24 protein-coding genes and 1 other annotated feature are annotated in these 23,451 nt (G+C 33.2%); of the genes, 19 read left to right on the top strand and 5 right to left on the bottom strand.

Translation table 11 applies throughout. The features are described 5' to 3' along the window. Positions 1-6 precede the first annotated feature (6 nt). Together CN692_RS12375 and CN692_RS12370 are read left to right on the top strand one after the other, a co-directional pair. Positions 7-570 carry an FAD-dependent oxidoreductase gene (locus tag CN692_RS12375; RefSeq protein WP_098119473.1) on the top strand — a complete coding sequence of 188 codons (564 nt, stop codon included), beginning with the start codon at positions 7-9 and terminating at the stop codon, positions 568-570. Positions 571-742: 172 nt separating this feature from the next. Beyond that, the gene (locus CN692_RS12370) at positions 743-1,561 is read left to right on the top strand and encodes a DUF2935 domain-containing protein (RefSeq protein WP_098119472.1); all 819 of its coding nucleotides are present in this window, start codon (positions 743-745) and stop codon (positions 1,559-1,561) included. Between the two features lie 69 nt (positions 1,562-1,630). Here CN692_RS12370 and CN692_RS12365 read toward each other — a convergent pair whose 3' ends face one another. Further along, positions 1,631-2,104 carry a pentapeptide repeat-containing protein gene (locus tag CN692_RS12365; protein ID WP_098119471.1) on the bottom strand — a complete coding sequence of 158 codons (474 nt, stop codon included), beginning with the start codon at positions 2,102-2,104 and terminating at the stop codon, positions 1,631-1,633. A gap of 209 nt (positions 2,105-2,313) precedes the next feature. Beyond that, positions 2,314-2,580, top strand: a binding site (T-box leader). Positions 2,581-2,636: 56 nt separating this feature from the next. Between CN692_RS12365 and metG the strand changes: the two genes are divergently transcribed. Then, a complete protein-coding gene (gene metG / locus CN692_RS12360) occupies positions 2,637-4,274 on the top strand; it encodes a methionine--tRNA ligase (protein ID WP_098119470.1) in 1,638 nt (545 codons plus the stop codon). Between the two features lie 51 nt (positions 4,275-4,325). Here metG and CN692_RS12355 read toward each other — a convergent pair whose 3' ends face one another. Then, a complete protein-coding gene (locus CN692_RS12355) occupies positions 4,326-4,799 on the bottom strand; it encodes a hypothetical protein (RefSeq protein ID WP_098119469.1) in 474 nt (157 codons plus the stop codon). Between the two features lie 232 nt (positions 4,800-5,031). On the opposite strand from CN692_RS12355, the gene CN692_RS12350 reads away from it, so the two are divergent. From CN692_RS12350 to CN692_RS12335, 4 genes are all read left to right on the top strand, one after another. Further along, positions 5,032-5,922, top strand: a complete 891-nt coding sequence (locus tag CN692_RS12350) for a PhzF family phenazine biosynthesis protein (RefSeq protein ID WP_098119468.1) — start codon at positions 5,032-5,034, stop codon at positions 5,920-5,922. 19 nt (positions 5,923-5,941) lie between these two features. Beyond that, positions 5,942-6,922 carry an HD domain-containing protein gene (locus CN692_RS12345; RefSeq protein WP_098119467.1) on the top strand — a complete coding sequence of 327 codons (981 nt, stop codon included), beginning with the start codon at positions 5,942-5,944 and terminating at the stop codon, positions 6,920-6,922. A 27-nt stretch (positions 6,923-6,949) separates the two neighbouring features. After that, positions 6,950-7,624 (top strand): GNAT family N-acetyltransferase, encoded by a 675-nt coding sequence (locus CN692_RS12340; protein WP_098119466.1) that lies wholly within the window; start codon positions 6,950-6,952, stop codon positions 7,622-7,624. A gap of 135 nt (positions 7,625-7,759) precedes the next feature. Next, on the top strand, positions 7,760-9,085 hold the full coding sequence (locus CN692_RS12335; protein ID WP_098119465.1) for a Na+/H+ antiporter NhaC family protein: 1,326 nt from the start codon (positions 7,760-7,762) through the stop codon (positions 9,083-9,085). 472 nt (positions 9,086-9,557) lie between these two features. On the opposite strand, the gene CN692_RS12325 is transcribed toward CN692_RS12335, so the two are convergent. Continuing rightward, the gene (locus CN692_RS12325; RefSeq protein ID WP_098119463.1) at positions 9,558-9,851 is read right to left on the bottom strand and encodes a hypothetical protein; all 294 of its coding nucleotides are present in this window, start codon (positions 9,849-9,851) and stop codon (positions 9,558-9,560) included. Positions 9,852-10,166: 315 nt separating this feature from the next. On the opposite strand from CN692_RS12325, the gene CN692_RS12320 reads away from it, so the two are divergent. The 6 genes from CN692_RS12320 to CN692_RS12295 all read left to right on the top strand — a co-directional run bounded on the left by CN692_RS12320 (position 10,167) and on the right by CN692_RS12295 (position 15,892). Then, positions 10,167-10,427, top strand: a complete 261-nt coding sequence (locus CN692_RS12320) for a DUF1292 domain-containing protein (protein ID WP_098119462.1) — start codon at positions 10,167-10,169, stop codon at positions 10,425-10,427. A 240-nt stretch (positions 10,428-10,667) separates the two neighbouring features. After that, the gene (locus CN692_RS12315) at positions 10,668-11,876 is read left to right on the top strand and encodes a dicarboxylate/amino acid:cation symporter (protein WP_098119461.1); all 1,209 of its coding nucleotides are present in this window, start codon (positions 10,668-10,670) and stop codon (positions 11,874-11,876) included. Positions 11,877-11,977: 101 nt separating this feature from the next. Beyond that, entirely contained in the window at positions 11,978-12,250 is a 273-nt protein-coding gene (locus CN692_RS12310; protein WP_098119460.1) for a hypothetical protein, read from the top strand. Positions 12,251-12,259: 9 nt separating this feature from the next. Further along, the gene (locus tag CN692_RS12305; protein ID WP_098119459.1) at positions 12,260-12,982 is read left to right on the top strand and encodes a GntR family transcriptional regulator; all 723 of its coding nucleotides are present in this window, start codon (positions 12,260-12,262) and stop codon (positions 12,980-12,982) included. Continuing rightward, positions 12,982-14,526 carry a gluconokinase gene (gntK, locus tag CN692_RS12300; RefSeq protein ID WP_098119458.1) on the top strand — a complete coding sequence of 515 codons (1,545 nt, stop codon included), beginning with the start codon at positions 12,982-12,984 and terminating at the stop codon, positions 14,524-14,526. Before CN692_RS12305 ends, gntK begins: the two co-directional genes overlap by 1 nt. A gap of 19 nt (positions 14,527-14,545) precedes the next feature. Beyond that, positions 14,546-15,892 carry a GntP family permease gene (locus CN692_RS12295; protein WP_098119457.1) on the top strand — a complete coding sequence of 449 codons (1,347 nt, stop codon included), beginning with the start codon at positions 14,546-14,548 and terminating at the stop codon, positions 15,890-15,892. 122 nt (positions 15,893-16,014) lie between these two features. Here CN692_RS12295 and CN692_RS12290 read toward each other — a convergent pair whose 3' ends face one another. Beyond that, on the bottom strand, positions 16,015-17,130 hold the full coding sequence (locus tag CN692_RS12290) for an aminopeptidase (protein ID WP_098119456.1): 1,116 nt from the start codon (positions 17,128-17,130) through the stop codon (positions 16,015-16,017). A 198-nt stretch (positions 17,131-17,328) separates the two neighbouring features. Between CN692_RS12290 and CN692_RS12285 the strand changes: the two genes are divergently transcribed. Then, entirely contained in the window at positions 17,329-17,826 is a 498-nt protein-coding gene (locus tag CN692_RS12285) for a DUF948 domain-containing protein (protein WP_098119455.1), read from the top strand. After that, positions 17,792-18,121, top strand: a complete 330-nt coding sequence (ytxJ, locus tag CN692_RS12280; protein ID WP_098119454.1) for a bacillithiol system redox-active protein YtxJ — start codon at positions 17,792-17,794, stop codon at positions 18,119-18,121. The genes CN692_RS12285 and ytxJ overlap by 35 nt, the downstream gene beginning before the upstream one ends. 132 nt (positions 18,122-18,253) lie before the next feature. Here ytxJ and CN692_RS12275 read toward each other — a convergent pair whose 3' ends face one another. After that, positions 18,254-18,643 (bottom strand): rhodanese-like domain-containing protein, encoded by a 390-nt coding sequence (locus CN692_RS12275; RefSeq protein ID WP_098119453.1) that lies wholly within the window; start codon positions 18,641-18,643, stop codon positions 18,254-18,256. A gap of 233 nt (positions 18,644-18,876) precedes the next feature. Between CN692_RS12275 and CN692_RS12270 the strand changes: the two genes are divergently transcribed. From CN692_RS12270 to ccpA, 4 genes are all read left to right on the top strand, one after another. Then, the gene (locus CN692_RS12270) at positions 18,877-19,836 is read left to right on the top strand and encodes an acetamidase/formamidase family protein (protein ID WP_098119452.1); all 960 of its coding nucleotides are present in this window, start codon (positions 18,877-18,879) and stop codon (positions 19,834-19,836) included. 20 nt (positions 19,837-19,856) lie between these two features. Next, positions 19,857-20,693, top strand: coding sequence for an alpha/beta fold hydrolase (locus CN692_RS12265; protein ID WP_098119451.1), 837 nt, complete (start codon positions 19,857-19,859; stop codon positions 20,691-20,693). A 192-nt stretch (positions 20,694-20,885) separates the two neighbouring features. Continuing rightward, positions 20,886-21,956 (top strand): bifunctional 3-deoxy-7-phosphoheptulonate synthase/chorismate mutase, encoded by a 1,071-nt coding sequence (locus tag CN692_RS12260; protein ID WP_098119450.1) that lies wholly within the window; start codon positions 20,886-20,888, stop codon positions 21,954-21,956. 258 nt (positions 21,957-22,214) lie between these two features. Further along, a complete protein-coding gene (gene ccpA, locus CN692_RS12255) occupies positions 22,215-23,213 on the top strand; it encodes a catabolite control protein A (RefSeq protein ID WP_098119449.1) in 999 nt (332 codons plus the stop codon). Positions 23,214-23,451 lie beyond the last annotated feature (238 nt).

Genomic DNA, 23,451 nt, shown 5'->3' with positions numbered 1-23,451 from the left:
TTGAAAATGTATGAGATCGTAGTTATTGGCGCCGGACCTGCAGGAGCAAGTGCTGCTTTATTTGCAGCAAAAGCTGGTAAAAAAACTTTAGTCCTAGATAATGACAAAAGTATCACGAAAAAAGCATGGATTGAAAATCATTATGGGGTATCAGAAATTACTGGCCCAGATTTAGTTGAAACAGGAAAAAATCAAGTTAGAAAATTTGGTGCTGAAATTATTCAAGGAACTGTGCAAAACATAGTTCCAACAGAAAATTCATTCACTATTGAAACTGAAACGGCTACTTATGAAGCGAATCAAGTTATTTTAGCTACAGGCTTAAGTGTTGAATTAGCTGAAAAAATTGGCCTAAATACAAAGCCTGGTACAGAACCGCGCATTAAGACTATACTTGATGTTGATTCAACAGGTAAAACAAATATTGAGGGAGTATGGGCAGCGGGTACTGTTGCTGGCTCGAGCGTGCACACAATTATTACAGCAGGTGACGGAGCAAAAGTTGCGATTAATGTCATTAGCCAGTTAAATGGTAATCGTTACGTTGACCATGATATTTTGAAATCATAATGAATGGAAATATATTGCATTGCTTCGATTTGAAGTAATGCTTTTTTTATTGGATTTTATGGTTATTAGGAATCTAGTAGACAATTCCACTTTAATAAGGTGTATATGTAATATTTCATTTAAATATCAATATATTAGAAAGGGAAGTGAAATAGAGTTAGGAGGGGTCCTGATGTCAGATGCGTTTGTAGCGAGGTCCTTGGATGAGATACTGTTTTGGTCGAGGATCATGAAAGAGCATTCCCTTTTTCTTAAACTAGGGTTCAATTGTGATGATACAGAGTTAATCCAAGAGGCAGACCATTTTTATAATGTGTTCGATACGATTGGAAATAAAGCACAATCATTTTCAGTGCAAACGGATCCTCAGCAAATTAAACAGTTTAATAATGAGGTGCATCAGTCAGCTTCAATGATTTGGGCATATAAGAGAAAAATTCTTAATTTACTTCTTACTTGTAAAATAACTGGTAATAACTTTCCTTTATTAGTTGATCATACTAGTAGAGAAGCAGCATATTTTGCAAATCGCTTAACCGAATTGAATAATGGTCAACTTCAGCCGCTACCAGCTGCAATTATACAAGAGAATGTTTTCTTTTTAAGAATTATGGCAGACCATGCAAAATTTATCGGACATCTTTTAGATCCATCAGAAAGAAAATTAGTCGATCAAGCTAGAGAATTTAGCCATGATTTTGACCAACTTTTATACCAGGCTGTGGACTTAGAATCAATGAGACCGCAATCGGAAACCGTTCCGATACTTGACCAATTCCTTAATGAAAACCGTGTTTCAGTTAAATCGCTTAGAGAGTTTAAGAAAACAGCTCGCGATTTAATTGAAGCTTGCCGAATTAAAAGTATTATTCATCCACTACTTGCAGATCATGTATTTAGAGAAGCAGATCGGTTTATGCATATAATTGATATGTTCGAGGCGCAGTTAACAGGAAATACCAACAGAAATGTCGTTCTGGACGACCATTAAATAAAGAAAAAAAGGGCTATCTCTAAAGTTGATGAACTTTTGAGATAGCCTCTTTTAATATAGAAAAAATTATTTTCTTTCGCTAAAACTATTTAATAAATCTTCAATTAAGATTCCATTTATTTTCATCCCTGTCAGTTTACAATTACTAATTTCGATATTACTCAAATCACAGTCAGTAAACTGGCTATTTGTTAGATTGCATTTTTCAAATTTAATAGAATTTGATTGACTATCATGATTAAGATCTTCAGGAACAACAATATTACGAAAGCTTGTGCCAGCTAAATGAACATGATCAATGACTAAATCTCTTAAATTACCATTTTGTATTTTCGAATTAGATAAATTGACATCTGATATTTGGGTACCAAATAAATTCACATCATTCAATTCTAAATTTCTCATATTGGCATTTGTAAATTTTGAATTAGCCAAGCTTACATTATTGAAATCTAAGTGCTCAGCTTTTACCTCTTTAAACGTCGAAAATGACATATCTGTTTTTTGTAATTCAAATAATGCAGTCTTCCAGTTAGACATGAATTCTCCTCCTAAAACATTGATTATTGAATATATTTAACTTTCATTTTAAAATCCCTTCACACATAATAATGATTGTTTCGACAAAAAACTTAGTAAATGAATCAACTTTTAATCTGCATCAAATATGATATAGATAGAAACTGATCATTCCTTATAAATAGTTTGACTTTTCAATATCTTTTATATAAAATCTTTTTAACATCTAAATATAGGCAATGAAGAGGAAAAGTAAAATGAAGTTATTTTTTACAGAGAGCTTTGGTAGCTGAAAAGAAGCATGAATACTCATTTGAAAAATGGCCTCGGAGCTTCGTACTGAACGTAAACTAATTACTAGTAGGCTACGACAAGAGTTGGCACTTGTTATCAAAGTCACAGTATCAGCAACTATGCTCGTACTTGTAAAGACAATCGTATGCAAATACGTTGTGAACTAAGGTGGTACCACGTGGATTTTAAACCTCGTCCTTATCTGTTAAAGATAGGGGCGAGGTTTTTTGTATTTTATAAACATTAGGAGGAATTATATATGGATATTTTTATTGGTGGAGCTTGGCCTTATGCAAATGGTTCCTTGCATTTAGGTCATATCGCTGCTTTATTACCAGGTGATATTTTAGCTCGATATTATCGATTAAAAAAGGCGAATGTGTTGTATGTTTCAGGAAGTGACTGTAATGGAACACCAATTGCAATTAAAGCAAAACAAGAAAATGTGACTTATAAAGAAATTGCAGATCGTTACCATAATGAATTCGAAAATAATTTTAGAACATTGGGATTTACCTATGATTGTTATACAAGAACGGACGCAGAACATCATCATACAACCGTTCAAGACATTTTTCTAAATTTATTGCAAAGTGGATTAATTTATAAAAAGGAGATTGAACAATGCTATTGTGAAGAATATCAACAGTTTCTCCCAGACCGATATGTAGAAGGAACTTGTCCAAATTGTGGTCAGCATGCTCGTGGAGATCAGTGTGATTTTTGCTCTGCGATTTTAGATCCTTTAGATTTATTAAATAAAACATGCAAATTATGTGGCAATCCTCCATCTGTTAAAACGACTGAGCACTTTTATTTTTCATTAAGCAAATTACAAGATGAACTAAAGGAATATTATAATTTTTCTAAAGAAAACGGAAACTGGCGCTCAAATGCGATCCAATTAACTGAGCGATATTTAAACGAAGGACTCCATGACCGAGCCGTTTCGAGAGATTTACCAAACGGGGTAAGCGTACCAGTTAAAGGATATGAACAGAAGAAAATTTATGTGTGGATCGAAGCAGTGTCTGGATATTATTCAGCAAGTAAACAATGGGCAAGTATAACCAATAAAGTTGATGCAAACTTTTGGAATAAAGAAACAAGATCTTATTATATTCACGGAAAAGACAACATTCCATTCCATACAATCATTTGGCCATCAATTTTAATTGGTCTTAAGAAAGAGGCGCTTCCAACCCATATCGTTTCTAATGAATATCTAACACTTGAGAAGAAAAAATTATCTACTAGTAAAAACTGGGCAGTGTGGGTCCCAGATATAATCCAAAAATATCACCCAGATTCAATCCGGTATTTTTTAACAATGAATGCACCGGAAAATCGTGACACTGATTTTTCTTGGAGGGAATTCATATACAGTCATAATAGTGAATTGCTTGGAGCATATGGTAATTTTATAAACCGCACATTAAAGTTTATTGAAAAATACTATAATGGAGAAGTCCCAGAGGGAGAAATAGACAAAACAATTCGTTTAGGGATTACAAGACTATACAAGATTGTAGGCTCACATATTGAAGCGACTAATTTCAAAAAAGCACTAGAAGAAATTTTTGAGTTTATCCGATCTGCAAACAAATACTTTGATGAAACTCAGCCTTGGAAGCAAGTCAAAGAGAGTCCTGTAGAGTGTCATAATACAATGGCGAGTTGTATATATACAATTACCAATTTAGCGCAAATTTTGCATCCATTCCTACCGTTTTCAAGTAATGAAATAAAAGAAATGCTTAATATACCAAGCTTTGAATGGAATGAAATATCTTCTAATTTAGTAAAACTTAACGATGTGAAACCTCTTTTTGAAAGAATTGATATTAGCAGAATAGATGAGGAACTAGAGAGACTTATAAATGAATCTACTATATGAAGGAAAAGAAGAGCAGTAATGCTCTTCTTCCAGATTAATCATTTAAAGTTTTTAATAAAGAACACTTATAAATTCAAAAGCAGTAAAAATAAATGATCCAAAAATAATTGTTGCACCTGTTGACGTAAAATATTCATCAGGGTCGACGATAATAGATGTTTTATACCAACCGTCAACATCAGGTGTCACTTCACCAGTTGTGCGTGGGGCGAATTTAATATAAAGCATAATTAATAGAGAGAAAAGTCCAACAAATGGTGCTGTTGATGAGAAAGACATCTCAAAATAAAGTGCAATGATAAAAGAGACAACATAAAAAACCAAAATCGATAAACTTAACTTTAAAAATTGCTTTAACCAGTATTTTCGTCTATTAAGTGGTTGATCGCGTAATACTTCTTTCATTTTTTGAGCATCTTTGTATTTAAAATACAATCCTACAGGCCATGCAATTAAGAAGCAGATTAGCGTAAACAAAATACATGCTAGAAACTTTATACCGAAAGCTGTAATGAATAATGACATATATTCCTCCAATAGTTGTAAGTCTAATTACATTTTATCAAAATATTAACATTAAAAATATTGGGAAAATTTATAATCATAGATTTACAACTTTTTAATTTATTTTATTTGCAGTTGAACTAAACGAAGGTCATACATGCAACTAATATTTCTTTAAAAGGACTTTCTATTTTTCGATTGATGTCAGAAAATATATAATTAATGAATAATAGTAACTAATTGAGGTGGAAAAATGAAAAACATTACTGTATATCACTATGATGCCTTTAGTAAAATACCTAATAAAGGAAATCCAGCTGGGGTTGTTTTAGATGGAGATTTTTTGGCGGAGAGCGAAATGCAAGATATTGCAAAACAAGTAGGGTTTAATGAAACTTCTTTTCTCTTAAAATCGAATGTTGCTGATTTTAAAATTCGTTATTTTACGCCGGGCCATGAAATGGATTTATGTGGGCACGGAACAATGGCTGTAATATATGCCCTAGTTACAAAAGGAATAATTGAATTTAAAAATGCATTAACAATTGAAACAAGAGCTGGAATTTTACCAATTACGATTTGTCAGTCTAATAGTGAATTTTCTATTACGATGCAACAAAAAGCTCCAGAGTTTGAAGAATTTAATGGATCTTTAGATGAGTTAGCATCTTCAATCGGTATTAGTGTAGAGGAAATTGATTTAAGTTTACCAGTTTTATATGGAAGCACTGGTGCTTGGAACCTACTTTTACCAATTAAAAAATTGTCTTCGTTTGATAAAATGAAGCCTAATAATCGATTATTTCCTAGTATATTAAGTGAAATTCCGAAAGCGTCTGTACATCCTTTTTGTTTAGAAACATATGATTCAAATGCAGATTTCCATGCTCGTCATTTTTCTTCGGGATTTTCAGGAACAATGGAAGATCCAGTTACAGGAACTGCCTCTGGCATTATGGGAGCTTATTATGCTAAGTATATTAATAAAGGTGTAAATGATGAAATTGAATTAGTCGTTGAACAAGGTACAGAAATCGAGAAAGACGGACGTGTAAAAGTAAAAGTAAAAAAGGTTAATTCGAATTATGAAGTAGAAATTACTGGAGATGCTGTTTACGTGAAAGAGATGCAATTTCAAATATAACCTAGAAAAGGAGAATAGAATGTTATTAAATGATGAACTTTATGGGCAATTCAAAATAGATCAAGTACTTGTGGAATTAATAAATACTAAGCCTATTCAACGATTAAAGAATATACATCAAGCTGGCGCTACTTATTTATTGGATAATCGCTTTAATGGTACTAGGTACGATCATTCAATCGGGGTGATGCTGCTAATAAAAAGACTAGGAGGTTCTGTAGAGGAACAAATAGCTGGTTTATTACATGACGTATCCCATACGGCATTTTCTCATGTTATTGATTTTGTTTTCGATATAAATGAAGAAAATTATCATGAAACAATTTTTGAAAAAGTCATTTTAAACTCTGAGATCCCTGTAATACTCCAAAAGCATGCTATTGATATTCAAGTGATTTTTGACATAGACAGATGGGAATTACTTGAAAAAGAGCTACCAAAGCTATGTGCAGATCGAATAGATTACACACTAAGAGATATGTATCATTATTTCGGAACACCTAAAAATGAAATAGAAGCATTTTTAAATTCTTTAATTATTGTAAATGGAGAAATCTGTGTAAACTCGATTGAAATGGCAGAGTGGTTTACAGAAATTTACTATAAGCTCGCTATCGATTATTTTTTAGGTCCAATCAGTATCTATTCTTACGATTCACTTGCAAAGATTATAAAGCTTGCTTTAAATAAAGCGATTATTAGTTTGGATGACTTATTATTAGACGATATGCAGTTTATAAAGTTAATTCAAGAAAGCAATGATCGTGAAATTTTAGCGTTAATCGATCGTTTAAATGCAAAAGTTGAGCTTGAAGAGAATGAACAAGATTATGACGTACATAGAAAAGGGAAAAAAAGGATAATTGATCTTACTGTTTCGCTAGACGGGAAAACTGTCCAACAATCCTCTCTTTTATCTACTAAAATTGCAAAAATGAATACAAAAGCGATTGAAAAATCGGCAAAGGGTACTTTCGTAAAAGTTAAACCGATAAAGTAACTAATTGATAAATTAGGGGGAATTCTATTGAAATCTGAGCTACATCTTATGGAAATGCATAGTAAAGTATTATTTAAACACAATGAAAAAGGTAAAATAACACATATTAATGAACCACCATATGACATAGCACCAAGATTTTATATAGGAAGTACAAGGGAAGGAAATGTGATCAAGTATTTAGATTGTCTAAACGAAGAGGACCTAAGTATATTGGAGAAGGTCTTAAATGAAAATTCAAGTGTACCTTTCGTAAATATCCTACAAATTTTAAGTAAAAACAATCAGATAGACGATCTATGGATTGGGCCTGCATATGTATTTGAACAAGTTAGTGAAGTATCACCAAGGGCAGTAAAGATTAACAATTCAAATAAACAATGTTTACTTCCAAACTTTCCTTATACATATGATGAGTTAGAATTAAAGGAACCTTGTTACGCCATTATTGAGAATAATATTGCCGTTTCAATTTGCTGCAGTGCAAGGCAAACTGACGAAGCTTCCGAGGCAAGTGTATATACACTTGAAGATTTTCGTGGAAAAGAATATGGGGTAATCGTTTCAAAAGCATGGGCTGCGGACATACAAAGTCAGGGACGAATAGCATTATATAGTACATCGTGGGATAATTACGCATCACAAGCAGTCGCAAGAAAATTAAAATTAGTTCACTATGGAACGGATATTCATTTTAGTTAAATAGTTTATAAGTTTTGAAGCATTACTTTTAAAAATGAAGTAGTGCTTTTTGGTGTATTATTATTCGAATGCTTATATAATTAATAAATCACATGTAAACAATACGTATTAAATTTATTTGAAAGAAGGATAAGAATGGATCAATATTCGGTTAAACAGGCAAGTTTTTTAATATTAGTAACTTTAGCTGGAATTATTAGTTCCGTTGTATTACATATTTCCCTAGTATTTGGAATATTACCTGGGCTAATTTATTTACTCGTTTTAAGTTTAAAAAGGGGATATAAAGTTAGACGTATAATGAGGTTAAGCTATCAAGGAGTCGGTAAAGTTAAAATAGTACTTTTTATTTTATTCTTAATTAGTTTTTTGCTTCCTTCTTGGTATTTATCAGGTACGATTACTTCAATGGTTTCTATTACATTGCAAGCAATTAATCCACATCATTTTTTTGTGTTTTGTTTTCTAACGACGATGATTTTTTCAATGATTTTAGGATCATCGATTGGAACATTAAGTGCTTTAGGCGTGCCACTTATTAGTAGTGCGGTATTACTACATATACCAGTTGAGATTTCAGCAGGGGCGGTTATTTCAGGGGCATTTGTAGGTGATCGAACTTCACCATTTTCAAGTGCACATCAACTTTTAGCAAATATTCTTGAAACGACTGTAAAAAAACAAGGTAAAGCTATGCTCTTTACATCAATTACTGCCGTGATTGTAACAATCTTATTTTTTAGCATAATGGATTTACAATTTGCTAAAGGCATTACAGAAGCTCATCATGCAATCGTGAGCAATAAGAATGTATCGTTCATACAATTTATACCACCAATATTATTAGTTGTACTCGTTTTATTTAGAATTAATATTATTTATTCTTACGTGATTAGTATTTTATCAGGTAGTTTAATAGCATTATTTAATGGAATTTCGTTTAGTAAAATTGTAAATTCTTTTTGGCAAGGGATCGAAGGGCTTGGTGGAGGACTAAGTCATATGTATAGTTTATTACTATTTATTGCTATAGCAGGAGTTTATAATGCTTTATTGGAGGAACTCAATATTATTCAGCCGATGCTAGATAAATGGCTTCAAACCTCAACTTCAATGATATCTGATTCACTGAAAACGATTGGCGCAACAGCCGTCATATGTGTCATTGCAGGAAACCAAACGATGCCAATTATTTTAACGGGTCGATCTTTTTTAGGCCACTGGTCAAATAAATATAATAAAGAAGAATTGGCACGGCTAATGGCAGACACGACTCTATTATTTCCAGCGATGATTCCTTGGAATGTTCTTGCGATCATGAGCGGTACTGTCATTAATATGAAATTACATCAGTATTTACCATATGCAATCTTTTTATGGCTATTACCATGTCTAACGATCTTCACCAATTTATTTAAAAAAGTTAAGACATATGAAACTAAGTATGAGGCTAGTTCTTGATAAAAGGTTAAAAATGAGGATGTCCCAATTTTGGGCATCCTCATTTTTATATTTATAGGTGTAATTGAAAGAAGAAACGTTTATAAAAATGTTGGAGTGCAATTAAGCAGTCAGCAACTGCAAATAATGACCGAACTGCAAATAAAATTAGTAAAACTGCAATTAAATTACCTAGAATACGAAATTAGATGGGATAATCCCTATACCGGTTAGGGGATTTATCCGTAATAATTATTCAAAAATAGCTACACAAATATGGGAATTTAATAAGTTTCCTCTATTTCTTTCTATACCGACTAAAAAAGTGAAGCTAACTACTAAATCTCTATAAATGGTGATCGTAAACTCAACATGAATTGAAATATACCCCTAATTTAAATTGATGACACTTATCCATACATCTAAAATCACTTCTTGATCTGAAAAAAGCCGCCTATTTGTCAGTTATGCTGACTAGTAGGACGGCCTTTTTTTATATTACATTCGTCGCATTTAATTCCTTTAATTGTCTAACAGTAATGCTATATTTTGTACGAATAGCTTCTAATTCCATAATCGCGACATCAATGTATTCGGTTTCGGCATAAATAAAATTGGTTTCTTTCAGTTCTAATAGTCTTTGTAAGCTTCGTAATTCATTATGTAAAAGTTGGGAAGGTGTTTCATCAATTAATTTTTTTTTCGTAAAACGTTGAAAGAATGACTTCAATTTCACATTATTTTTTTTAGTTGTTTTTTGTTCTTGAATCATTATTAATTTTGACATTCAGTTATCCTCCCTAAATATAGAAAATATCTATTATTTGAAGACATAGAGCTTGTCCAACTTAATAAAATTTAAAGAAACATCACATTAGCTTGTTCTAAATCATATTACTGTTTTGGTAAAAATATTCTTAAATTTTTTTGTTTTTTTCAATGAAATGATGTAAAAGAAAATTACTTGGTTTAAAAGTGTGAGGATTTAGAAAAGCTTTAAGTGTATTTAAAGTTTCACGTTTTGCGTCATTCTGATACACTTATGACACATAAAGATTTACTTTATGTAAAATGAATTTGAAATAAGAGAGGTAAAGATATTATGGAAAAAGTTGAAGTTGGTCAAATTCTAACACTTAGTTATGAAGAAGGAGACGAGCAAGATTACGAAGTATTAGGTTCAATTACGATTGAGGAATCAGAATACATAGCTGTAGGATTATTAGATGATGTTGAACAAGAAAGTGAAGAGGCAATGGACGTTTACTTTTTAAGAGTGGCAGAAGACGGAGAGTTTTATGACATTGAAACAGAAGAAGAGTTTGAAAAAGTTTCTGCTGCTTTTGATGAAGTTTTAAGATAATAAGGGCATGATTAGGGGGCAATTACTTAATTACACATGGATGTGAATTTTGTATAGCTTTTCGTTTAGAATAATAAGCTAAAATTCCTAAACCCTATAAAAAAGAACACTTGTAGAATCATACTAAGTGTTCTTTTTTGTATGTTTATGTAGTAATTTGTAGGATTTATTAAAATTTTGGAGTACAAACTATCAATTTTTCGGTATACTAGGCTATAGCAATTATTTTAGGAGGAAGTTATGAGATTTTCATTTAGAAATTACGCTTTCCCTTTGATTTTACTAAGTTGTATCATCATTGGTTCAGTCATCGGTTATAAAGTTCCAAGCGCAGGAGTTGCCCTTAAACCAATAGGCGATTTCTTTTTAAACTTACTATTCGTAGTCGTTGTACCGCTTGTATTTTTCTCAGTTGCATCAAGTTTTGCAAATGGTGGAGGAGAAAGATTCGGTAAGATTATTCGTAATATGTCAGGGGTATTTTTATTTACTGGTATTGTTGCTGCGATCATAATGCTTGTTGTACTGAAAATTTATCCACCTGCACATGGTGTTCATATTCCATTAGTTAAGCCAGATGCAGCTGATAAAGTATCAGTAGCAGAGCAAATTGTAAATACATTTACAGTTAATGATTTCTCTGGTTTATTTTCAAGAAGTAATATGTTAGCAATTATTGTTTTTGCTGTATTAGTTGGACTAGCTACAAATAAAGCTGGCGATAAAGCTGATATTGTAAAGAAATTATTATCAAGCGGTAATACAGTGATCATGAATATGGTTAACTACATTATGTATCTTGCACCTTTAGGACTTGGGGCATATTTTGCATATCTTGTTCCAACATATGGCGAGCAATTACTAGGTTCATATAAGAGAGTGTTTATTTTATATTATGTAACTGCTATTCTATTCTTTTTTATTTTTTATAGTATTGTTGCTTATATGGCCGGTGGTAGTAAGGGATTTAAAATTTATTGGAAAAATGTATGGCCATCAACATTTACGTCGCTAGGAACTTGTAGTAGTGCAGCAACGATTCCAACAAATTTTGAAAATGCTGAAAAAATGGGTGTATCTAAAAATGTAAGTGAAGCTGTCATTCCTATAGCTAGTGCACTTCACAAAGATGGCTCAGTTATGGGTGGCGTAGTAAAAATTGCCTTTGCCTTTGGCGTATTTGGCATGAATTTTTCAGGCTTAAATATTTATCTTGTAACGATCGGTATTGCATTATTAGTTGGTATGGTAATGGGAGCAATCCCGAATGGTGGAATGATTGGAGAAATGTTAATTCTTTCATTATTTGGATTGCCAATCGAATCTTTACCAATTCTTGCCGCAATTAGTGCGCTAATTGATCCACCTGCAACTATGTTAAATGCAACAGGCGATTTATCTGTTAGTATGTTAATTGAGAGATTGACTAACGGCAAAAAAGCCGCATAATGTTTCAATGAAAAGATAGTAAGGTTAATGTCCTTATTATCTTTTTTTTCTTTTTATCAGATTAGAAAAACAGCGGGCGTACCTTTATTACAAAGGATGTAATGGAAATAAAAGGTACAACTTATTTTTGGCAACTCACTGAATATAGGGAGTTGCTTTTTTTCGTTTCACATAACAAAATTCCTATTTTGGATAAGATAAAAATTAGTGCAAGTGACCTTTTAAAGCAGTTTGCTTTTCCAATAGCATCTATTCAGCTTTTACCAAAGTTTGGTAAAAATAGTCTTAACAAGATTCAAGATAATATAAAGCGCTTGCATTTTTATTTCAAAAAAAATATAATACTTGTATACAAGTACACTAGTATGGAATGAGGGTAAAAAATGAAAGATTTAGAGCAAAGTTTATATCCTACAAAATGGCTATCAAAAGCTTCAGCTGGTGATCGTGTAACGTATGAATTAAGAATGCAGATAATTTCTGGACTGATTGAAAGCGGTACCAAGTTATCGGAAAATAAATTGGCTGCTGATTTTAATGTGAGCCGTTCTCCAATTAGAGAAGCTTTAAAAACACTAGCAACAGAAAACTTGATTCGATTAGAGAGAATGGGTGCAGTTGTTGTTGGATTAACTGAAAAAGAAATAGAAGAAATTTATGATGTCCGTTTACTTATTGAAACATTTGTATTTGAACGGTTAGTAAAAATAGATACGAAAGAATTGGTTAAGGAACTGAGGAAAATTCTTGAAATGATGAAAATCGCCATTAAATTTCAAGATGCTGATGAGTTTTCACTTCAAGATGTAATATTCCATGAAACAATCATTCGAGCAATTAATCATTCATATATCATGATGATTTGGAATAATGCAAAACCGGTAATGGAAGCGTTTATTCTATTATCGATGAGAGTACGTTTCAAGGAACAGTACGAAGACTTTCCACGAATCGTTGAAAATCATCAGCTATATATCGATGCGATTGATACAAAGAATAGAGAGCTTATGATTCAATCCTTACATCAAAACTTTGATGATGTTCAAGGAAAAGTAGAGGATTTATGGAAATCTCAAGAAATGCTTTCAAAAGGAGTACAAGAATAATGACAAGCTATATGTTAGGTTTAGATATTGGTACCACAAGCACAAAAGCCGTTTTATTTAGTGAAACTGGCGAAGTTATACAGCAAGAGAATATAGGATACCCACTCTACACACCTGATATTTCAACAGCAGAACAAGACCCGGAAGAAATTTTTGCGGCTGTGGTGCAGGGGATTACAAGAATAGTGAAGCAACAGCCTCAAAAAGAGATTTTATTTATTTCTTTTAGTAGTGCAATGCATAGCTTAATTGCTATGGATGAAAATGATCAACCATTAACGGCTTGTATTACATGGGCTGATAATCGAAGTGAGTCTTGGACACGGAAAATTAATGAAGAATTAAATGGTTTAGAAGTTTATAAACGAACAGGTACTCCAATTCACCCGATGTCCCCTTTAAGCAAGATTACGTGGATTGTAAATGATCGACCAGAGATCGCTAACAAAGCGAAAAAATATATTGGGATTAAAGAATATATATTTAAAAAATTCTTTGACCAATATGTTGTAGATCATTCTCTTGCCTCAGCTATGGGAATGATGAATCTTAAAACGCTGGATTGGGATAATGAAGCGTTACAAATCGCAGGAATCACACCTGACCAATTATCTAGACTAGTACCTACTACAGAGATCTTTACAAACTGTAATCCTAATCTAGCTAAACAAATGGGGATTGATCCACAAACTCCATTTGTCATTGGGGCAAGTGATGGAGTTCTTTCGAATCTTGGTGTGAATGCGATTCGAAAAGGAGAAATTGCAGTCACAATTGGGACAAGTGGGGCGATTCGAACGATTATTGATCGTCCACAAACTGATGAAAAAGGTCGAATATTTTGCTACGCATTAACGGAAAAACATTGGGTAATTGGTGGACCAGTTAACAATGGTGGAATGGTTTTACGCTGGATTCGTGATGAGTTTGCGGCTTCAGAGGTTGAAACAGCGAAAAGACTAGGCATTGATCCATATGAAGTATTAACAAAGATTGCTGAAGGTGTAAGGCCAGGAGCAGATGGTTTGTTATTTCATCCATACTTAGCGGGTGAACGTGCACCATTATGGAATCCTGACGTTCGAGGCTCATTTTTCGGATTAACGATGGCACATAAGAAGGAACACATGATTCGAGCGGCACTTGAAGGTGTTATATACAATTTATACACAGTATTTTTAGCTTTAATTGAATGTATGGATGGACCAGTGTCACGAATCCAAGCAACTGGTGGATTCGCAAGGTCCAATGAATGGCGTCAAATGATGTCCGATATTTTTGACTTAGAAGTACTTGTACCAGAAAGCTATGAAAGTTCATGTCTAGGAGCTTGTATTTTAGGTCTATATGCAACTGGCAAAATCGAATCATTTGAAATCGTTTCTGAGATGGTTGGTAATACCCACAGACACACACCTAATGAAGATGCAGTAAAAGAATATAGAGAGTTATTGCCAATTTTCATTAGCTTATCGAGAGTATTAGAAAAAGATTATAGCAAAATTGCTAATTATCAAAGAGGATTAATTAATAAAAAAAATTAGACTAATTGGGGGAATAACAATGCCACTAGTTATAGTAGGGATAGGAATTGTAGCATTACTGATCTTAATCATGGGTTTAAGATTAAATACATTTGTTTCATTAATCATTGTTTCATTTGGCGTAGCTCTAGCCCTTGGGATGAAGTTAGATGATGTTGTTACGACAATTGAAACTGGATTAGGTGGAACACTTGGACATTTAGCATTAATCTTCGGACTAGGAGCGATGCTTGGTAAGTTGATTGCAGATTCTGGGGGAGCCCAACGTATTGCAATGACTCTTGTAGATAAATTTGGAGAAAAAAATATTCAGTGGGCAGTAGTTGCTGCTTCATTCATAATTGGTATCGCTTTATTTTTCGAAGTAGGGTTAGTACTATTAATTCCGATCGTATTTGCAATTTCAAAACAATTAAAAGTTTCTATATTGTATCTTGGAATACCGATGGCTGCAGCTCTATCAGTTACGCACGGTTTTTTACCGCCACACCCGGGTCCGACTGTAATTGCTGGCGAATATAAAGCAAATATTGGTGAAGTATTACTTTACGGAATAATCATTTCCATTCCAACTGTTTTTATCGCTGGTCCTTTATTCACAAAGATTGCTAAAAAATTGGTTCCAGCATCATTTGAGAAAACTGGGAATATTGCTTCTTTAGGTGAACAAAAAGTCTTTAAACTTGAAGAAACTCCAGGATTTGGAATTAGTGTATTTACTGCAATGCTTCCAGTAATTTTAATGTCAATTGCTACAATTATTACTTTACTTCAAAAAACAATTGGATTTGAAGATAATAAAGCACTAGCAATTATTCGCTTTATTGGTAATGCATCTCCTGCAATGGTGATTTCATTATTAGTGGCAATTTATACAATGGGATTAGCAAGGAAAATACCAATTAAAGAAGTGATGGATTCTTGTTCTACAGCAATTTCACATATTGGTATGATGCTTTTAATTATTGGAGGCGGCGGTGCCTTCAAACAAGTTCTAATTAGTGGTGGCGTAGGTGACTATGTAGCTGAATTATTCAAAGGAACATCTTTGTCACCAATTATCCTAGCTTGGCTTATTGCAGCAATTTTACGAATATCATTAGGATCGGCAACTGTTGCGGCATTAACTACTTCTGGATTAGTGATTCCAATGCTAGGTACAACTGATGTAAATCTTGCATTAGTTGTACTTGCTACAGGAGCAGGTAGCTTAATTGCATCACATGTTAACGATGCAGGTTTCTGGATGTTTAAAGAATATTTCGGATTAAGTATGAAAGAAACGTTCGCAACGTGGACATTATTAGAAACAATCATATCGGTCTGCGGATTAGGCTTTACTTTATTACTAAGCGTATTCGTCTAGTGTATGTTTCGATAAGTTAGAAGGAATTTGATTCAAGTAAAAATACAAAAAATCCACAAGGGAAGTAAATAACCTTGTGGATTTTCTGCATATTAAGAGGCTTTTAAGATTGCCACTAATTCTTATTTTAAATTTTCAGGGTTTAATCCTTGTAATTCATCGATTACGAATAGACCGTCTTTACGGATTAATACGTCGTCGAAATAGATTTCTCCTCCGCCGTATTCAGGACGTTGGATACAAACCATATCCCAGTGGATATTTGAGTTGTTGCCATTGTATGCTTCATCATAAGCTTGACCTGGCGTAAAGTGGAAGCTTCCATCGATTTTTTCATCGAATAAAATGTCTCCCATTGGGTGTAAGATGTAAGGGTTTACACCAATTGCGAATTCACCGATAAAGCGTGCACCTTCGTCTGTATCAAAGATTTTGTTGATACGCTCAGTATCATTAGCAGTTGCTTCAACAATTTTACCATCTTTGAATTTAAGTTGAACATTTTCAAATGTAAAACCATTTTGAGGAGATGGCGTGTTATAAGAAAGTGTACCATTTACTGAATCACGAACTGGTGCTGTAAATACTTCACCATCAGGAATATTCATTTCACCAGCACATTTAATGGCTGGGATATCTTTAATTGAGAATGTAAGGTCAGTTCCAGGACCTTTAAGTTGTACTTTATCAGTACGGTTCATTAAATCAACTAAAGCATCCATTGCTTTGTCCATTTTACCGTAATCTAAATTACATACGTTGAAATAGAAATCTTCAAATGCTTCAGTACTCATTTTTGCTGATTGAGCCATTGAATCAGTTGGGAAACGTAATACTACCCATTTCGTTTTTGGAACTCGAATTTCTCTATGTACTTTTTGACCTACAGTTTTACCATGGATTTTAGTTTTTTCACTAGGCACATCAGAAAGTTCGTTAATATTAACACCTGAACGTAATCCGATATAAGCATCCATATCCTTCATTACATTTGCTTCGTATTCTGCTACTTTATTAAAGTGTTCTTCAGTAGCACCCATTAATAATGCGCGATCTACTTTATGATCTTTAATTGATACGAAAGGAAAGCCGCCAGCAGCATATGCTTCTTTAACTAAAGCTGTAACTAATTCAGTTTCAAGCTTAAAGTTTTCAATTAAGATTTTTTCTCCTGGTTGTAATTTTACTGAGTAATTGATTAAATTTTTAGCTAATTTTGAAATACGTGGATCTTTCATTGAAAATTCCCTCCAATAATTATAACTATATACCTATTGTAAACTATTTAGTCAGTTTTGTTTACTATAGTATTCTTTTTTTACAAAAGAATTTGAAAACTTGTTTAACGACTAGTTTAGTGTTTGGTAAAATTTGTAGTATAATACGAAATAAGTGATGAAATTTATGGAAGTCCATGATGGAAAGGGGTTTTTCGAATGAGTATAATTTCAGTTAGTGCATTAATTGCAGCGATTGCATTTGTGATCTTAGTTGTTTTTATTAGTCGTACTTTATTCCGACTTGAAAAAGTGTTTAGAGGAGTAGAATCAACTATTTCTGAGACACAAAAAGATTTACATAATGTATGTGTAGAAGCCGTTCAATTAGTACATACTTCAAATCATTTAGCAAATGAAGCGAAAATTTTTGTGAATAATTCTAATGAACTTACGAAAGATATGCGTGAACGTGCAAAATCCCTTGATGTATTAGCTAAGTCAGTTGAAGAAGTTGGAGTTACAATTTCAGAAATGAACGAAAGAGTACGAGATACTGCTAATAATGTATCAAATACTGTAAAAGTTAGTACAGAAAAAATGTCCCAAGTTATGAACTGGGGAACAACAGCATTGGATTTATGGGAAAAGTATAAAACGAAGCGTGAGGGAAAAAAGAAAAATGGTAAATCGAATATCAACGATTCAACAATTTGATGAGCTAGTGAACAACGAAGAAAAATTTGTGTTTTTAAAGCATAGTACAACTTGCCCGATTAGTCATGCAGCTTATACTGAATTTTTAGCATTTGCTTCAGCGTATGAAAGTGTACCGCTATACTATTTACAAGTTCAAGATGACAGAGAGCTATCAAATTATATAGCTGAGAAGACTGCTTTAAAACATGAGTCACCTCAATTATTTATTTTTGAAAATGGAAATGTAGTTTACAATACATCTCATTTTTCGATTAAGAAGGATGAAATTGAAAAAGCATTATTAAAAAAATAACAAAAAACTGCACCTTAAATTTTAATTTAAGGTGCAGTTTTTATTTATAAATAGAACTAGAGATTATAAATCTTTCTTACTATGTAGTATAGACAAATTCTCAAGTACTTTTACCGATTGGATAACTTGAAATTACTCTACATCAAAACCAGCAGCTTTCCACGCTGCAGTTCCGCCATCGATATAAGCTACATCAGTGAAACCCATTTTTTTAAGTAAATATGCCCCTAATGCTGCTTGACCTCCTGCACCACATGTTACAAGAACTGGGCGATTTCGATCTGCTAATTTAGGTTCGCGTAAGTGTTCTGGTAACTCTAGGTCTGCACGGATTGGTAACATACCAAGTGAGATATTCATGCTACTTGGAATTAAACCACATGCACCTGCATCGGTAGCATCTTGTACATCAATGACAAATGTCTCTGGATTCGAATTAATTTTTTCACGAGCATCAGCTGAACTAATTCCTTGTACATTCTCACGTGCTTCTGTAACCATTTGTTTAAAAGTAATTGCCATTTTTATTCCTCCAGTATAATAAATTGGATATTCCTAAAATTGGAAATCTCAACTATACAATACAATGAAAAGGATGTGTAATTCAAATTGGGGGAGCGGATTATACGAATTCCAAAGATGAGATTGAAAAGAGAAAGGTAATTCAAAACAAGGGAAATTAAGTTATTTGCAGAAATAGTTATAGTTAAATTATTTTTACATATTTAATTAGAAAGTTGAAAGAAGGAATATTGATGCCAGAAACATATAAATTTAAAACATCTAATCAGCTTTTGCATGCTTCTTATAGTAACGAGTATGAGGCTATACAAATCATTCGTTCTGGTGATTCAATCGAGTTTGACACTATTGATATCGGATGGGGTTTTACGAATCAAAATGGTGAAAGAGTAAGATTCGAGTCAAGGGAGAATGAGAAAGACTGGGGTCACCCTATGATTGGGCCTTTTTATGTAGAAGGTGCAAAGCCAGGGATGACACTTGAAATTAGAATAAATGAATTAAAAGCTGATTGGTACGGATGGAATTGTGCTGGTGGAAAAGGAAATTGGCAAAACGATGCATTAGGTATCTCTGGAGATCCCGAAGTAACACTTAATTGGTTAATTAATAATGAAAACAATATAGCAAAGACAAAAATTAAAGACCTAGAAGTTTCAGTGCCTTTAGTTCCATTTTTAGGTGTTCTTGGCACTGCACCTTCTGAAACTGGAGTTCATTCAACAATTCCACCGAGGTATTGTGGTGGAAATATTGACTGCAAGGAGTTGGTAGAAGGAAGTATACTTTACTTACCAATCGCTGTAGAAGGTGCACTTTTTTCCGCAGGTGATGGTCACGCTGCACAGGGTGATGGAGAAGTATCAGGTCAGGCGATCGAAGCACCTTTTGAAAAAGTAAATCTTACCCTTACAGTTAGAGAAGATTTGGACATTACGATGCCACGCGCTAATACTCCAGCAGGGTGGATTACATTTGGATTTGATGAAGATTTAAATAAAGCAACCGTAACAGCATTAAATGGGATGGTCGCGTTAATTCAAGAGCTTTATGGAATCGAAAAAACCGAGGCAGTTGCATTAGCTAGCGTATGTGTTGATTTGAGAATTACTCAAATTGTTAACCATATGAAGGGTGTTCATGCCATATTACCTCATAATATTAAAATCAGTGAAATAAACAAAAATGAATAGTTAAATTGGAGGTAAGTAAAATGCCTTTTTGTACTATAAATAATATAGACATTAACTATGAAATTAAAGGAGAAGGTAAACCAATAGTAATGATTCATGGGTTTACACCAGACTTAAGGTTAATGCAAGGTTGTATGGAACCTATTTTTAAGAAAAGAAATGGTTATAAAAGGATTTACTTTGATCTTCCAGGCATGGGGAAAACAAAGGGCGGAGTAAACGTTAATACGACAGACGATATGCTGAACATTGTATTAGAGTTTATTGACACAATAATACCGGGTCAATCTTTTTTATTAGCCGGAGAATCTTACGGGGGTTATTTAGCACGAGGAATTATTGCAAATAGAGCAGAAAAAGTAGTAGGTGCTGCATTTATTTGTCCGGTGATTATTCCAGAATTTGAAAAAAGGTTGCTTCCTAGCCACGCAATCATAGTGGAAGACAAAAATTTTATAAAGCAATTAAATGAATATGAAGTAGAGGAATTTCGTTCAAACAATGTTGTTTTAGTTGAAAAAACTTGGGAGCGTTATAAAAACGAGATTGCAAGTGGGTGTTCAATTGCTGATCAGGAATTCTTATCTAAAATAAAGAATCATTACGGTTTTTCTTTTGAGATAGATAAGTTTAAGTTTAATGCTCCTAGTTTATTTTTATTAGGGCTACAAGATTCAGTTGTTGGATTTAAAGACGCATTGAGCGTACTAGAAAATTATCCTAGAGCAACATTTGCGATTTTAGATAAAGCTGGCCATAATCTTCAAATCGAACAAGAAAATTTATTTAACTCGTTGATCAATGAATGGCTAGATAGAGTGCTAAACATAGAAGGGGTTATTATTACAAAGGATTAATGTGAACATACTTTTAGGAAGAGTTACGTAAATAACTCTTCCTTTTTTATTTGGATTGCTAGTATTTTCAACTAAGATACAAAATATTCATTAAAAAAACATTTTACTAAAATAATGCTCATGTTTTGATTAGCTTTCAATAAAGTGTCATAATAACAAAAGAGATAATGGTATTTGCAAGGAGGATTTAAATTGACTAAAAATGATTTAGAACAATTAAGAAGTGAAATCGACGAGATTAATCATCAAATATTTGAGTTATTAAATAGAAGAGGCGAAATCGCTAAAAAAATTGGAGTTGCTAAAATAGATCAAGGCGTTAAGCGTTATGACCCAGTCAGAGAACGAAAAATGCTTGATCATATAGCAGAAATTAATGAAGGTCCTTTTAGTACCGCAACACTCCAACACATATTTAAAGAAATTTTTAAAAGTAGTTTGGAGCTTCAAGAAGAAGATGACAAAAAAGTACTACTTGTTTCAAGAAAAAGAAAATCTGAAAACACTATTGTAAATGTAAATGGTGTCAATATTGGTGATGGAAGCCCAATTATTATTGCAGGTCCATGCGCAGTTGAAAGCTATGAACAAGTTGATTCTGTTGCTAAAGTGTTAAAAGAGCAAGGAATAAAAATTATGCGCGGTGGAGCATTCAAACCGCGAACTTCACCTTATGATTTCCAAGGACTCGGAGAAGAGGGCTTGAAGATTTTAAAAGAGGTTGGCCAAAACCATGGTTTGGCAATTATTAGTGAAATAGTAAGCCCAGAGCATATTGAAATGGCATTAGATTATGTTGATATCATTCAAATCGGCGCAAGAAATATGCAGAACTTTGAACTATTAAAAGCAGCAGGTTCTGTAAATAAACCAATTTTATTAAAAAGAGGTTTATCAGCGACAATAGAAGAATTCATTTATGCGGCTGAATATATAATGTCAGAAGGCAATCAAGAAATAATTCTATGCGAACGTGGCATAAGAACTTATGAAAAAGCTACTAGAAATACATTAGATATAACAGCTGTTCCAATTTTAAAACAAGAAACTCATCTACCAGTATTAGTGGATGTAACTCATTCAACTGGAAGAAGAGACCTACTAATACCTGCAGCGAAAGCGGGACTAGCGATTGGTGCTGATGGTATTATGGCAGAGGTTCATCCTGATCCTGCTACTGCTTTAAGTGACTCTTCACAGCAAATGAATTTTGATCAATTTGACCAATTTATGTCTGAAGTTAATTCATTCATAAATCGATAATCATCATAAAAGCGCTGGCTGAACAAAATCAGTCGGCGCTTTTTGAATAATTTGTGAACGTTTGTTTTAAATTAGCAGTATATAGTGATAAACTACGAATAATTTACATTTTTTACTAATAGGTCTATTGAACGAATATTCGTTTCACTATAAGATAGAAAGAAGCACTATTTTTGTGGAATATTACGTTTTATGACTATTTTACTTAAATAAAAACAAACTACATAATAGATAGAATAAAATAGAGGAGTGATGAAAATGACGGTTACCATTTATGACGTGGCACGTGAGGCAAACGTTTCCATGGCTACAGTTTCACGAGTAGTTAATGGCAATCCAAATGTTAAGCCTACAACACGCAAAAAAGTAAATGAAGCGATCAGTCGTTTAGGATATAGACCAAATGCTGTAGCAAGAGGGCTAGCAAGTAAAAAAACAACAACAGTAGGAGTAATTATTCCGGATATTTCAAATACGTTTTATGCAGAACTTGCTCGAGGTATTGAAGATATCGCAACAATGTACAAATACAATATTATTTTAAGTAATTCAGATGAGAATATAGAAAAAGAAATTACATTAATCAATAATATGCTAGCAAAGCAAGTTGACGGAATTTTATTTATTGGTGGTACAATTACCGATATTCATAATGAAGAGTACGAAAAAGCTGGCGTTCCAATCGTATTAGCAACTACATTTGATGAAACGAATAAAATTCCATCAGTAAATATTGACTATGCACAAGGTGCTTTTGATGCAGTAGATTACTTAATTAAAAAAGGTCATCAAAAAGTAGCATTCGTAAACGGTCCAACAGAAACAAATATTATCGGACAAAGTAAGTTAGAAGGATACAAACGTGCCTTACAAGAAAATGGAATTGAATTCGATGAGGATTTAGTTACATATGGTGATAACTCATATGAATCTGGAAGTGAAGCATTTGAATCATTCCATGAACGTAACATAATTCCGAGTGCAATTTTCGTCGCATCTGATGAAATGGCAATTGGTGTAATCCACAGTGCTCAAGACCACGGTATTCTAGTACCAAATAACCTAGAGGTGATCGGTTTTGATAACACAAGACTTGCACTAATGGTTCGACCGAAACTATCATCTGTTGCACAACCAATGTATGATATTGGTGCAGTTGCAATGAGATTATTGACGAAGTACATGAATAAAGAGACGGTGGAAGACAATACAGTTATCCTTCCTCATCATCTTCAAATTCGCCAATCAACAAAGTAAAATATTGAAAAGCTTAGGATTAAATGGTCCTGGGCTTTTTTTGTTTTTATTTGGAGTTAAATAGATGGAAATATTGAATCAGTGGAAATGAAGGAGGGGCGTATCGTCGAATCAACGTAATGGTGCAAATAAAAGAAGTGTAACTGCAATTAAGAGTTGAAGCGCAAATAAAAATGAAGGATCGCAATTAAAATCTGGAAATCGCAAATAAAAATGAGGAATCGCAAATAAAATCAGG

It is taken from the genome of Bacillus sp. AFS002410, from assembly GCF_002556365.1.
In the GTDB taxonomy this organism is placed as follows: domain Bacteria; phylum Bacillota; class Bacilli; order Bacillales; family Bacillaceae_G; genus Gottfriedia.
Note: the sequence above shows the minus strand (reverse complement) of the source record. Positions and strands in the feature narration are given on the sequence as shown.